Here is an 11,979-nt window from a genome sequence, read left to right as displayed (position 1 = left end):
ACCGTCGTCTCGCGCCAATCGTGGCGGTCGTCGCGGGCGGCGTCGAGCTGCGCAGCGACTTCCCCACGGACTTCCCCAGCCTGCGCACGGACAGCCAGCGCCTGAAGCAGGCGGTGATCAACATCGTGACCAACGCGGTCAAGTTCACCCCCGCCGGCGGCTCGGTCCGGGTCACGGGGCGGCGCGAGGCCGACAGCGGCGCCGCCGTTCTGATCATCAGCGACGACGGCATCGGCGTCGCCAGGCATGACATCGTTACCGTCCTCAGCCCCTATGGCCAGGTCCGCTCGGCGCAGCGAAAGAACACCCAGGGCAGCGGCCTGGGCCTGCCCCTGACGAAGCGCATTGTGGAGGCCCTGGGCGCGAGCTTCGACTTCGCGAGCACGCCGGGCGAAGGCACCGTCGTGACGTTCCGCTTTCCCCCCGAACTGGTGGGCTGACGCCTCTCCCGCATCGGAAAAAGAAAAACCCCTCCCCGGCGGATGCTTTCCGGGGAGGGGTCGCAGGGCGGCCAGGCCAAGGGGGGGATAAGCCTGGACCGCGGGGTGCTTCGCCGCGGACGGTTAGGCCGCGCTAAAGTCGTGCAGGTCGAAAGGCAGGCGGCGGATGCGCCGGCCCGTCGCCTTGTAGACCGCGTTGGCGACCGCCGCGCCGATGGGCGGCACGCCGGGTTCGCCGACGCCGGTGGGGGGCTCGTCCGAGGGCATGATGTGCACCTCGACCTCCGGCATCTCGTTCATGCGCAGCGGCTGATAGTCGTGGAAGTTCGACTGCTCCACGCGGCCGCCGTCCAAGGTCAGGGCGTTGTGCAGCACGGCGCCCAGGCCGTAGGCGATGCCGCCTTCCATCTGCGCCTTCACCTGGTCGGGGTTGACCGCCAGGCCGCAGTCCACCGCGCAGACCACCTTCTCCACCTTGAAGCTGCCGTCCTCGGCGAGAGAGATCTCCGCCGCCTCGGCCACAAAGGTGTGGAAGGACTCGTGCACGGCGATGCCGCGGGTGCGGCCCGCCGCCGGTGCCTCGTCCCAGCCGGCCTTCTCCGCCGCCAGCTTCAGGACGCCCGCGTGGCGCGGGTGTTCGCCCAGCAGCTCCAGGCGGAAGTCGACCGGGTCCTTGCCGGCGGCCTCGGCCAGCTCGTCGATGAAGACCTCGGTCGAATAGGCGGTGTGGGTGCTGCCCACCGAGCGCCACCACAGCACCGGCACGCCGACGTCGGTGGTGTGCAGGTCGACGGTGATGTTCGGCACGTGGTAGGGCAGCGTGTTGGCGCCCTCCACCGAGGTCGGATCGATGCCGTTCTGGATCATGCCCGCGAAGGGCGTGTCACGGACGATCGACTGGCCGACGATGCGGTGCTGCCAGGCGACCAGCCTGCCCTGCTCATCGAGGCCGGCGCGCAGACGGTGGAAGTACATCGGGCGGTAGCGGCCGCCCTGGATGTCGTCCTCGCGGGTCCACACCAGCTTCACCGGCGCGCGCCCGCCGATCGCCTTGGCGACGTTGACGGCCTCGGAGACCATATCGGCGTTGGGCGTCGCGCGGCGGCCGAAGCTGCCGCCGGCGAACATCGTGTGGATGCGCACCTGCTGCGGCTCCAGGCCCAGGAGGGCCGCAGCGGCGCCCTGGTCCACGGTGGGGATCTGCGAACCGGCCCAGATGTCGGCCACACCCTCGCCCAGCTGCACCACGCAGTCGAGCGGTTCCATGGGCGCGTGGGCCAGGAAGGGGAACTCGTAGTCCGCCTCCAGCACCTTGGCCGCGCCGGCCAGGGCCGTCTCGGCGTCGCCGTCCTGCCGGGCGATGTCGCCCGGCTTCTCGGCCAGTCGCTTGTACTCGGCCATGATCTGGTCGCTGCCGCGGGTCTCCCCGGTCGACTCGTCCCAGGTGATCTGCAGGGCGTCGCGGCCCTGCTTGGCGGCCCAGAAGCCGCGTCCCAGCACCGCCACGCCCTGGGGTACGGCGACCACATCGGTGACGCCCTTGACCGCCCGGGCGGCGCTGTCGTCGAAGGAGACCAGCGTCGCCCCGAAGACCGGCGGCCGCGCGATCAGCGCGGTGAGCATGCCCGGCAGGGACTTGTCGAGAGTGTAGAGGGCTTCGCCGCGGCTCTTGGCGCGGCTGTCGAGGCGCGGCGCCTCTTTGCCGATGAGGGTGAAGTCCGCCGCCGGCTTCAGCGCCACCTCGACCGGCGTCTCCAGCCTGGCGGCAGCCTGGACGAACGCGCCGAAGCCGCTGCGCCGGCCGCTGCCGTCATGGGACAGCACGCCCTTTGCCACCGTGATCTCCCCGGCCGGCACGCCCCAGGCCTCGGCCGCGGCCTGCACCAGCAAGGCGCGGGCGGCGGCGCCGGCCCGGCGCAGCTGTTCGTAAGAGTTGGCGATGGAGGAACTGCCGCCGGTGCCCTGCACCGGCCCCCAGTGCAGGTTGTTGTAGAGGCTGGCGTCGGCGGGCGCGTGCTCGGCGCGCACCTGCGCCCAGTCGGCGTCCATCTCCTCGGCCACCAGGGTGGCGAGGCCGGTGAAGGTGCCCTGGCCGAACTCGATATGCTTGATCAGCACGGTAACCGTGCCGTCGGGAGCAACCCGGACGAAGGCGTTGGGGGCGAAGCCCCCCTCGGCAGCGGCGGCGAGCGCGGCCAGCTTGTTGCCGCCGGCCAGCGTGAAGCCGATCACCAGGCCGGCGCCGGCCGCCGAGGCCTTGAGGAACTGCCGCCGGCTGGCCGGCAGCTCAGCCGCGGCCTTCATCGGCCGGCCGAATACGTCGGAGCCGAGCAGTTGCGGGCTGTCGTTGTCGAGGTGTCTTGCCAACATGGATCAGGCCTCCATCAGCTTGGCCGCCTCGTGGATGGCGGCGCGGATGCGGACATAGGTGCCGCAGCGGCAGACGTTGCCGCTCATGGCGGCGTCGATGTCCTGGTCGCTGGGCTTGGGGTTCTCGCTGAGCAGGGCCACGGCCGACATGACCTGGCCGGACTGGCAGTAGCCGCACTGCACCACGTCGAGCTTTTCCCAGGCGGTCTGCACCGCCTCGGCGGCCTTGCCGGAGACCGCCTCGATGGTGGTGACGTCGCTGCCGGCGACGTCGCCCACGGCGGTCACGCAGGATCGGGTCGCGACCCCGTCGACGTGGACGGTGCAGGCGCCGCAGAGCGACATGCCGCAGCCGAACTTGGTGCCGGTCAGGCCCAGTTCGTCGCGGAGGGCCCAAAGCAGCGGCGTGTCTTCGGCAACGTCGAGCTCGCGCTCGGCGCCGTTGATCAGAAGCTTCACCATGTGAAAGTCTCCCTGTTTCAAAAGGTTAGGCCTGCCCCAAGCACATATTCGGGCCAGGGAATCGGGGGCTGTTCCCGGCCAAGGCGATTTATGAGGATTGGAAGAGACGTACACTACCCAGTGTAGTGTACATAGCGCAGGCGGGAGCCTTGGCAAGACCCCGGGGGTGAAAAAATTCATCCACAGGGCGAACCCGCCTGCTCGAACACACGCCTGTTGTGGAAAAATCGTCGGATTTGCGCCGTTTTTGCGACGACCTAAACAGTCTTTTTACCGGGTTCCGCGTAGCTTCGCGGGGCAAACAGCCAAGAACGGGCAGGATCATGCTGACGGCCGACGACAGCCTCGAATTCATCCTCGACCAGGTCCAGGAACTGGGCCGCGGTGACAAGTCTCACGAGAAGGCAGCCTACCGGGCGCTCATCCACATGACGCAGCGCTGGGCCGAGCCGACGGACCTCTATATCAGCCAAGACCTGCAGATGGCCGAGCGCATCGGCCAGGACCTGGCGGATATCGCCCGCCACATCCAGGACATCCAGCACGCCTACATGAAGGCGCTGTTCGAGAACGGCGGCGAGAAGCTCGACTAGGCCCTCTATCCCGCCGGACGCCCGCCGTCCCTAACCCGCGAGCGGCGCCGTCGCCTCTTCCAGCCAGGACCTTGCCGCTCCTTCCAGCAGCGGGGCGATCTCCGCGCGCACCCTCGCGTGGTAGCCGTCCAGCCAGGCCACTTCCTCCGCGCTGAGCAGGTCGCCCAGCACCAGGCGCCGGTCGATGGGCGCCAGCGTCAGGGTCTCGAAGGCCAGCATGTCGCGCTCCTCCCCCTCGCCGCGCGGGCTCTCGGTCACCGCCACCAGGTTTTCGATACGGATACCGTAGGCGCCGGTCTTGTAGTAGCCGGGCTCGTTGGAGACGATCATGCCCGGCTTCAGGGCGACGCTGTTGGGCAGCTTGGAGATGCGCTGCGGTCCCTCGTGGACGTTCAGATAGCTGCCCACGCCATGGCCGGTGCCGTGGTCGTAGTCGAGGCCTTCCTGCCACAGCGCATAGCGCGCCAGGCTGTCGAGCTGGCTGCCCGAGGTACCCTTGGGAAAGCGCGCCCGGGCCAGCGCGATGTGCCCCTTCAGCACCAGGGTGAAGCGCCGGCGCATTTCCTCGCTGGGCGCGCCGATGGCCAGCGTGCGGGTGATGTCGGTGGTGCCGTCCGGATATTGGCCGCCGGAATCGCAGAGGAACAGCTCGCCGCGGCCCAGCGCCCGGTCGCTCTCCTCGGTGACCCGGTAGTGGACGATGGCGCCGTTCGGCCCCGAACCGGCGATGGTGTCGAAGGAAAGGTCGCGCAGCTCCCCGGTCTCGGCGCGGAAAGCCTCCAGGCGCGACGCGGCCTCCATCTCGCTGACCGGCCCCCTATCGCTGTTGTCCGCGGCGCGCGCCTCCGCCTCCGCGCTCAGCCAGTGCAGGAAGCGGCTGACCGCGGCGCCGTCGCGCCGGTGGGCGCGGCGCATGCCGTCCAGTTCCGCTTCGTTCTTGCAGGCCTTGGGCAACAGGCAGGGATCGGCGCCCGGCACCACCTCGGCCCCCGCCGCCCGCAGGCGCTCGAAAATCCAGCGCGCCGCGGTGGCCGGGTCGGCCTGCACCTTGTGCCCGGCCTTGCCCAGGCGGCTGAGGCTGTCGCCCAGGCGCTCCGGCGCCTCGATGGAGACGGTGTTGCCGAGCTGCTGGACGACCTGCGGGGTCAGCTTGTCTGGATCGACGAACCACTCCACGCCGCCGTCGGCATGCAGCAGGGCGAAGGACAGCGGCAGCGGCGAGTGGCTCACGTCGCCGCCACGCACGTTCAGCAGCCAGGCGATGGAATCCGGCAGGGTCAGCACCACAGCGGCGACGCCGGCCTCGTGCAGCTCGCCGCCCAGTTCTTCACGCTTGTCGGCGCTGCTGCGCCCCGCCAGGGCCAGGTCGTGCAGCCGGACCTCCGCCTTGGGCGGCGCTGGGCGGTCGCGCCAGGCGGCGTCCAGCGGGTTCTCCTCCAGGGCCACCAGGCTGGCGCCCAGCCCGTCCAGGGTCTTCTCCAGGCGGCGGACCTGGTCCTCGGTATGGAGCCAGGGGTCGTAGGCCAGGCGCTGGCCGGGGCGCAGATGCTCCTTCAGCCAGTCCGACAAGGGCTCCTCGCTGATGTGGCGCGGCGTGAAGAGCGTCTCGTCCACCTCCTGGCGGACCTGCAGGGTGTAGCGCCCGTCGACGAAGACCGCCGCCCTGTCGCTCAGCACGCAGGCCATGCCGGCCGAGCCCTTGAAGCCGGTCAGCCAGGCCAGGCGCTCGGCCGAAGGGGGCACGTATTCCCCCTGGTGCTCGTCGCCGCGCGGGACCAGGAAGCCGTCCACCCCGCACTGGGCCAGCTCCGCGCGCAGGGCCGCCAAGCGGTCCGCGGTTGAATCGGCGGGGACGGCCAGAGCCTCGGTTTTCGCCATAAATCAGGCCTTTCCATCGTCATCCTTCGGCACGCATGCAGGCCTTGCAATGCTGCGGTGCGAAAATCTCGCTTTCACGCCTTTGCCGCGCGCCTCATCTCTCCCTCTGAAAGTCAGGGCTCGCGCCCGACTTGGCAAGACCCTTCGGCAGCCGCATTGCCCAAGCCCTCTTTGCTGAAACCCGACCCGTTTTCTTGAGACCCTAAGAGCCGCGTTTTTTTCCAGGAGCCTATTATCATGATCCGCCTATCTGAATTCCCCGGTAATCCGGCCGGCAGCGGAGCAGTGCGGTGGGATCAGCGATCCGTTGATGCCCTTTCCGTCATCCAGACGGCCCGGACCCTCAGGGCCGAGTATATCGCCGATCACCTGCACAGCGCCGCCGAATCCTTTGGTCGCTGGACCGGACTTTCCGCCCTCGTCGCCGCATGGCGCCGCCGCCGGCAGAGCCGCCGCACCCTGAAGGCGCTGACCGCCCTCGACGACCACGTGTTGAGCGACATCGGCGTGAACCGCGCCGAGATCGCCGCGACCGCGGCGCTGAGCTGCGACAAGTCCCCGCGCGGCGAAAACTCCGTCTGGCACGGGCTGGGCGCCTGGGCCGAGCGCGAGGTGCACCGCCGCCGCACGCTGCGTGAGCTTTCGCGCCTGTCCGACGAGATGCTGGCCGACATCGGCATTTCCCGCGCGGAGATTCCGGCCGTGGTCGCCGACCTCTTCGCCGGCAGGACCCGGACCGCCGCGGGCGAAACGATCGACATCTCGACCGACATTCCGGTCACGGCCCCCGTGCCGGCCCAGGTGCTGGCCTTCGTGGAAGTCCGCCGCAGCCTGCAGCGGGCGGCCAACCAGAACCTCGACCGCCCGGCGGCCTGACGGCCCCGGCGGCGTGGCCGTCACGATGGCCACAAAAGAGAAGCTCGTCTGAATCCGGTTAGCCACGGGACGAGAATCGGAGCGCGGTCCCGCAGGGACCACACCGCTCCCGCCGCCAGGACGGCAGCACCCGGCGGCGCTTCCAAGAAGGAGGCGCCGCCATCCTTTTGCGGCGCCGGCCGCGGCAGGAGATCCTAAGAATAAATTCCGCCGGGCGGCCAGCGATGTAACTGGCAAAAGTCCGCGAAGCACACCAGATATACAGCGGGCAGGCATGCCTGCCCTGAGATCGTCCTCCCCGCTTAATCCAATAGAGGGATGACGTAGCCGCCGAGAGGCGGCCGGCCGGGGGGGCCCCCCGAACCGAAGGGCGCCCGGGGTCCTTTGTAGGGGGCCCCCCCCGGGCCCCCCCCCCCCCCCTTAAAAGAAAGGGGGGGCGGAGCCCCCCGCCGGGGGGCGCCCGCCGGCGGCGCCTCCAAGACGGAAGCGCCGCCGGTGTCATTTCAGGGAGACCGCCTCACCCCAGTCGAAAGCCCGCTACCGGGCAACGCGGTAGACCGCAACGGACCCGCCGCCGTCTTTGCGCTGGCTCATGGCCAAGTGACTGCCGCCCAGGAAGGCGAGGCGGATGCGGCTGAGCGTCGGCAAATAGCGGCGAAAGACCTCCTGCCCGTCGGAAGTGCGCAACAGGAAAACCGCGCTCCTGATGCTGCCGATGCTGAGGCGGGTTTCGACGGATACGGCGATGTAGCGGCCCCCGGGGTCGACCGCCAGAGACTCGATGCGGCGGCCTTTCGGAATGACGACCTCGCCGCCGCCGGACGGCAGCGACCAGACCACCCGCGCGCGACCTTCCTCGCGATAGCCGTCCCAGGCCACCCAGCCGCCGTCCAGCCAGCGAAAGCCCCAGCGCGGGTTATAGACTCCCGCCGGGGATACCGGCCCCTTCAGCCTTTGCCCCTCTCTGCCAACCGCCAGGATCTCGTTGCGAAAGCGGGCGAGCGTGAACACGCCCGCCTTCGTATCGGCGCCGATGAGTTCCAATTGATCACGGGGCGGCAGGTCCAGAGCGATGGTTTCCTCGCCCGCGCCGGGCGAAGCGCCTGGCGGCATCGGACGCAGGCGAAGGCGGTAAGGCTGCTCCCCCCTCGCGGCCGCCTGGCGCTCCAGCCAGACCAGTGTCCGGCCATCGTTCGACAGCACCGGAAGCCAGTACTTTCCCGGTGACGGAGCATCGACGGCGCGGGGCGCCTGCGCCTCCGGCGCCACATAGGCGAGGCTGCCGTCGTCGCGACGAAACAGGAGATACCCGCCGGCCGCCACGCTATCCATGGTCGGTCCCACCGGCGGTGCCGGCACGGCGACAAGCCGGCAGCCGGGCATGGTCAGGCGGGCCCGATGACGGTCGTCGTGACGAAAGACCCAGGCCTCGCCGGCGCGCTCGAGCCCGAGATCCACGCCGGAGATGACCTGCGCCAGTTCCACCCCCGGCACGCGGCACACCTCCTCCAGCTGTCCCGTCTCCGGCTGTCTGTCGCTCTCGACCAACACCGCGAGGGGAACGGCCACAAGAAGGGCCGCGTTGGCGCCGTAGACAAACAGCGGGAGGGCGACCACCAGGACCAGCCAGTTTAGCCACCGCCGGCTGCGCAACAGCCAATAGAGCAGTGCGGCCAGGATTGCCTGGATCGTGACAACTGCCAGCGCGACGGCGAGGGCGTAGGCCGACGGCTCCGCCAGGGCAACCAGCGCCGTGCCAAGAGGCAGCAGTCCGGCATGAGGATTGAAGAGGGGAATCAGATAGGCGGCAAAGGAAAGCACGAAAGCCGCGAGGAAGGCCCGTCGCCGGGACAGACGTTTGCGGGCATCACTCGTCGTTTCCGGCAAGACCGCTCACCATTGCGAAAGGCGGGGTGGAAGCGCCACCTTAACGCCTTCCGAAGCCGAAAACCCGCCACAGTTTGGTGAGCTCACCCGCCGAACAGCGACCCGCCGGCCTTCAGCACCAGCGTCGACCACTCGCCCAGGTGATAGCGCTTCTCCAGCGCCAGCCCGGCGGCGCGGTAGCGCGCGGTGACCTGGCGTTCCTGGGTGATCAGCAGGCCGGAGAGGATCACCGTGCCCCCGGGGGCCAGGTGCGCCGCCACGTCGCGGGCCATGGCGCAGAGTGGCTCGGCCAGGATGTTGGCCAGGATCAGCTCGTAGGCGCCACCCTGGCGCACCCGCGCGTCGCGGAAGCCGTCGCCCAGCAGCAGGCGCACCGTGTCGGCGACGCCGTTGGCCTTGACGTTTTCCCGCGCCACCTGGATCGAGGGCGCGTCGTTGTCGACGCCCAGCACCCGGCAGGGCCAGAGCTTGGCCGCCGCCATGGCCAGCACGCCGGAGCCGCAGCCCATGTCGAGGATGCGCGTGATCGGCCAGGTGACGGGCCGTTTCTTGGCGACGTCCTGCAGCGCCAGCAGGCAGCCGCGCGTGGTCTCGTGGCGCCCGGTGCCGAAGGCGGCGTTGGCGTCGATCAGCAGGTCGATGGCGCCCGGCGGCGCCGGCTCGGTGACGTGGGAGCCCCGGACGCGGAAGCGCCCGGCGGTGATCGGCGGCAGCGCCTTCTGGCTCTCCGCCACCCAGTCGATGTCGGGCAGCGGCTCCAGGGCGTAGGCCGGCGTCTCGGCGATGCCGGCGACCTCGCAGGCGATGGCGATCAGGCGTTCGACCTCCGCGTCGTCCGGCCGCTCGGCCAGGTAAAGCTGCCAGGGCACCACGCCGGTGCGGTCGCGCGCGCCGGTCACGATGGCGCCGTCCAGGGGCTCGAAGATCGCCTCGAAGGTATCGACGGCGCCGGCCGGCACGTTCAGGGTCAGGCAGTAGGTCGCGCTCACGGGGGGATGTCTCTGTCAGGTGGGAAACGAAACTCAGCCGGCCTGGTCGGCGGGCACAACGAAGCTGGCGATGACTTTCTTGTCGCCGGCCTTGTCGAAACTGATGTTCAGGCGCTCGCCCTCCACTGACTTGATACTGCCGTAGCCGAACTTCTGGTGAAACACCCGGTCGCCGCGCTGGAAGGCGCCGCTGCCGATCGTCTCGACCCGGGTCGGCACCACGTCGATGAAAGGCGAGGAGCCCTTGTCGCGGCGCTGGCGCGCGCGCTGCAGGCCGGGGCTGACCCGCGCCTCGCGCCACTCGGCACCGCCCCAACCGTCCCCCATGCCGCCGAAAGCCGAAGCCGCGGCGCCGTAGACGCCCTGGTCGCTCTCCACCTCGACCTGCTCCTTGGGCAGTTCGTCGACGAAGCGCGAGGGAATGGCCGCGGCCCAGGAGCCGTGCATGCGCCGGTTGGCGGCAAAGGAGATGATGACCCGCTTGCGCGCCCGGGTCAGGCCGACGTAGGCGAGGCGGCGTTCCTCCTCCAGGCCCTTGCGCCCGGTCTCGTCGAGGGCGCGCTGGTTGGGGAAGAGCCCCTCCTCCCAGCCCGGCAGGAAGACGGTGTCGAACTCCAGGCCCTTGGCGGCGTGCAGGGTCATGATGGTGACCATGTCCTGACCTTCCTGGGTGATCGCCTCCATGACCAGGGAGACGTGCTCCAGGAAGCCGGCCAGGTTCTCGAACTCGCCCAAGGCGTTGACGAATTCCTTCAGGTTCTCCAGCCGGCCGGGCGCCTCCAGCGACTTGTCGTTCTGCCACATCTCGACGTAGCCGGACTCCTCCAGCACGATCTCCGCCAGCTCCGGATGCGGCGTGGTCTCCATCAGCCCGCGCCAGCGGTCAAAGTCATCCAAGAGCTGCTTGAGATTTGGTCGCGCCTGCTTCGGCAGCTCGTCGGTGTCGACCAGGCGGCGCGCGGCCAGCGCCAGCGGCACGTTGGCGGCCCTGGCGGCCTGGTAGAGTGTCTGCAGGGTGGCCTCGCCCAGCTTGCGCTTGGGCTTGTTCATGATGCGCTCGAAGGCCAGGTCGTCGGCCGGCTGCTGCAGGACGCGCAGGTAGGCCAGCGCGTCGCGGATCTCCAGGCGTTCGTAGAAGCGCGGGCCGCCGACCACGCGGTAGGGCAGGCCCAGGGTGATGAAGCGCTCTTCGAACTCGCGGGTCATGGCGCCGGTGCGCACGAGGATGGCGATCTGGTTGAGGGCGTGCTGTTTGTCGCGGGCGACGAGGGCCTCGATCTCCTCGCCGACGAAGCGCGCCTCGGCCTCGCCGTCCCAGAGGCCGCGCAGGCGGACCTTCTCGCCCTCGTCGTCCTCGGTCCACAGCGTCTTGCCCAGGCGGCCCTCGTTGTGGGCGATGAGGCCGGAGGCGGCGGCCAGGATGCACCCGGTGGAGCGGTAGTTGCGCTCCAGGCGCACCACCTTGGCGCCGGGGAAGTCCTCGTCGAAGCGCAGGATGTTGCCGACCTCGGCGCCGCGCCAGCCGTAGATCGACTGGTCGTCGTCGCCCACGCAGCAGATGTTCTTGTGGCCCTGGGCGAGCAGGCGCAGCCAGAGGTACTGCGAGACGTTGGTGTCCTGGTATTCGTCGACCAGCACATAGCGGAAGCGCCGGTGATAGTCGGCCAGCACCTCCGGCTCGTTCTGGAAGAGCGTCAGGTTATGCAGCAGCAGGTCGCCGAAGTCGCAGGCGTTCAGCGTGCGCAGCCGTTCCTGGTAGGCCTTGTAGAGCTCCACCGCGCGGCCTCGCGCGAAGTCGCCGGCTTCGCCCGCCGAGACTTTCTCGGGCGACAGGCCGCGATCCTTCCAGCGCCCGATGATGGCCAGCAGGGCGCGCGCCGGCCACTTCTTCTCGTCGACGTTCTCGGCCTGCAGGATCTGCTTCATCAGGCGGATCTGGTCGTCGGTGTCGAGGATGGTGAAGTTGCTCTTCAGCCCCACCGCCTCCGGATTGCGGCGAAGGATGCGCGCGGCGATGGCGTGGAAGGTGCCCAGCCACCAGCCCTCCACCGAGGGCCGGTTCAGGAGCGCCGCCACCCGGTCCTTCATCTCCCGCGCCGCCTTGTTGGTGAAGGTGACGGCCAGGATCTCGCCCGGCGAGCGCGCCTTGCCGGTGATCAGCAGGTGGGCCAGGCGGGTGGTCAGCGCCCGGGTCTTGCCGGTGCCCGCGCCGGCCAGCACCAGCACCGGGCCGTCGAGGGCCTCGACGGCGGCGCGCTGGCCCTCGTTGAGGGCCTCCAGATAGGGATAGGGCCCCACGCCTTGCGAAGTCGCCGGGGGGGCCGCGAAAAGATCGGACATACCCCCTATATAGCGCAGCCGGGCGGCGGGCTCACGCGGTAAGGCGCACTTTTTTCGCCCGCCGGAAAGGCCTCTTGACCCGATCCTGCCACCAGCCTTTCATGCCCTCCCTGCTTTCTGTCGCCCCCATCTCATAGGAATCCC

At 69.6% G+C, this 11,979-nt stretch carries 9 protein-coding genes; 3 read left to right on the top strand and 6 right to left on the bottom strand.

Annotated elements, in window-relative coordinates; all coding sequences use genetic code 11:
* The first annotated feature begins 20 nt into the window (after positions 1–20).
* Entirely contained in the window at positions 21–440 is a 420-nt protein-coding gene (locus tag H7X47_RS05710) for a sensor histidine kinase (RefSeq protein WP_319633543.1), read from the top strand.
* A 123-nt stretch (positions 441–563) separates the two neighbouring features.
* On the opposite strand, the gene H7X47_RS05705 is transcribed toward H7X47_RS05710, so the two are convergent.
* The gene (locus tag H7X47_RS05705) at positions 564–2,810 is read right to left on the bottom strand and encodes a xanthine dehydrogenase family protein molybdopterin-binding subunit (protein WP_319633542.1); all 2,247 of its coding nucleotides are present in this window, start codon (positions 2,808–2,810) and stop codon (positions 564–566) included.
* A gap of 3 nt (positions 2,811–2,813) precedes the next feature.
* Positions 2,814–3,272 carry a (2Fe-2S)-binding protein gene (locus tag H7X47_RS05700; RefSeq protein WP_193367687.1) on the bottom strand — a complete coding sequence of 153 codons (459 nt, stop codon included), beginning with the start codon at positions 3,270–3,272 and terminating at the stop codon, positions 2,814–2,816.
* A 323-nt stretch (positions 3,273–3,595) separates the two neighbouring features.
* Here H7X47_RS05700 and H7X47_RS05695 point away from each other — a divergent pair, with 323 nt between their 5' ends.
* Positions 3,596–3,865, top strand: a complete 270-nt coding sequence (locus H7X47_RS05695) for a hypothetical protein (protein ID WP_193367686.1) — start codon at positions 3,596–3,598, stop codon at positions 3,863–3,865.
* Between the two features lie 30 nt (positions 3,866–3,895).
* On the opposite strand, the gene H7X47_RS05690 is transcribed toward H7X47_RS05695, so the two are convergent.
* The gene (locus H7X47_RS05690) at positions 3,896–5,743 is read right to left on the bottom strand and encodes an aminopeptidase P family protein (RefSeq protein ID WP_193367685.1); all 1,848 of its coding nucleotides are present in this window, start codon (positions 5,741–5,743) and stop codon (positions 3,896–3,898) included.
* Positions 5,744–5,980: 237 nt separating this feature from the next.
* Between H7X47_RS05690 and H7X47_RS26425 the strand changes: the two genes are divergently transcribed.
* Complete coding sequence (locus H7X47_RS26425; RefSeq protein ID WP_193367684.1) at positions 5,981–6,619, top strand: DUF1127 domain-containing protein; 639 nt, start codon at positions 5,981–5,983, stop codon at positions 6,617–6,619.
* A gap of 537 nt (positions 6,620–7,156) precedes the next feature.
* Here the strand turns inward: H7X47_RS26425 and H7X47_RS05680 are convergent.
* The 3 genes from H7X47_RS05680 to H7X47_RS05670 all read right to left on the bottom strand — a co-directional run bounded on the left by H7X47_RS05680 (position 7,157) and on the right by H7X47_RS05670 (position 11,835).
* Complete coding sequence (locus H7X47_RS05680; protein WP_193367683.1) at positions 7,157–8,506, bottom strand: hypothetical protein; 1,350 nt, start codon at positions 8,504–8,506, stop codon at positions 7,157–7,159.
* A gap of 83 nt (positions 8,507–8,589) precedes the next feature.
* Positions 8,590–9,495: a 50S ribosomal protein L11 methyltransferase gene (locus H7X47_RS05675; RefSeq protein ID WP_193367682.1), complete on the bottom strand. Its 906-nt coding sequence runs from the start codon at positions 9,493–9,495 to the stop codon at positions 8,590–8,592.
* Positions 9,496–9,528: 33 nt separating this feature from the next.
* The gene (locus tag H7X47_RS05670; RefSeq protein ID WP_193367681.1) at positions 9,529–11,835 is read right to left on the bottom strand and encodes an ATP-dependent helicase; all 2,307 of its coding nucleotides are present in this window, start codon (positions 11,833–11,835) and stop codon (positions 9,529–9,531) included.
* Between the last annotated feature and the right edge of the window lie 144 nt (positions 11,836–11,979).

The organism is Pelagibius marinus, from assembly GCF_014925385.1.
GTDB classification, from domain to species: domain Bacteria; phylum Pseudomonadota; class Alphaproteobacteria; order Kiloniellales; family Kiloniellaceae; genus Pelagibius; species Pelagibius marinus.
Note: the sequence above shows the minus strand (reverse complement) of the source record. Positions and strands in the feature narration are given on the sequence as shown.

Coding starts and splice junctions, on each gene's coding strand:
- H7X47_RS05695 (WP_193367686.1), top strand. CDS start 3,596: ATGCTGACGGCCGACGACAGCCTCGAATTCATCCTCGACCAGGTCCAG.
- H7X47_RS26425 (WP_193367684.1), top strand. CDS start 5,981: ATGATCCGCCTATCTGAATTCCCCGGTAATCCGGCCGGCAGCGGAGCA.
- H7X47_RS05700 (WP_193367687.1), bottom strand. CDS start 3,272: ATGGTGAAGCTTCTGATCAACGGCGCCGAGCGCGAGCTCGACGTTGCC.
- H7X47_RS05705 (WP_319633542.1), bottom strand. CDS start 2,810: ATGTTGGCAAGACACCTCGACAACGACAGCCCGCAACTGCTCGGCTCC.
- H7X47_RS05670 (WP_193367681.1), bottom strand. CDS start 11,835: ATGTCCGATCTTTTCGCGGCCCCCCCGGCGACTTCGCAAGGCGTGGGG.
- H7X47_RS05690 (WP_193367685.1), bottom strand. CDS start 5,743: ATGGCGAAAACCGAGGCTCTGGCCGTCCCCGCCGATTCAACCGCGGAC.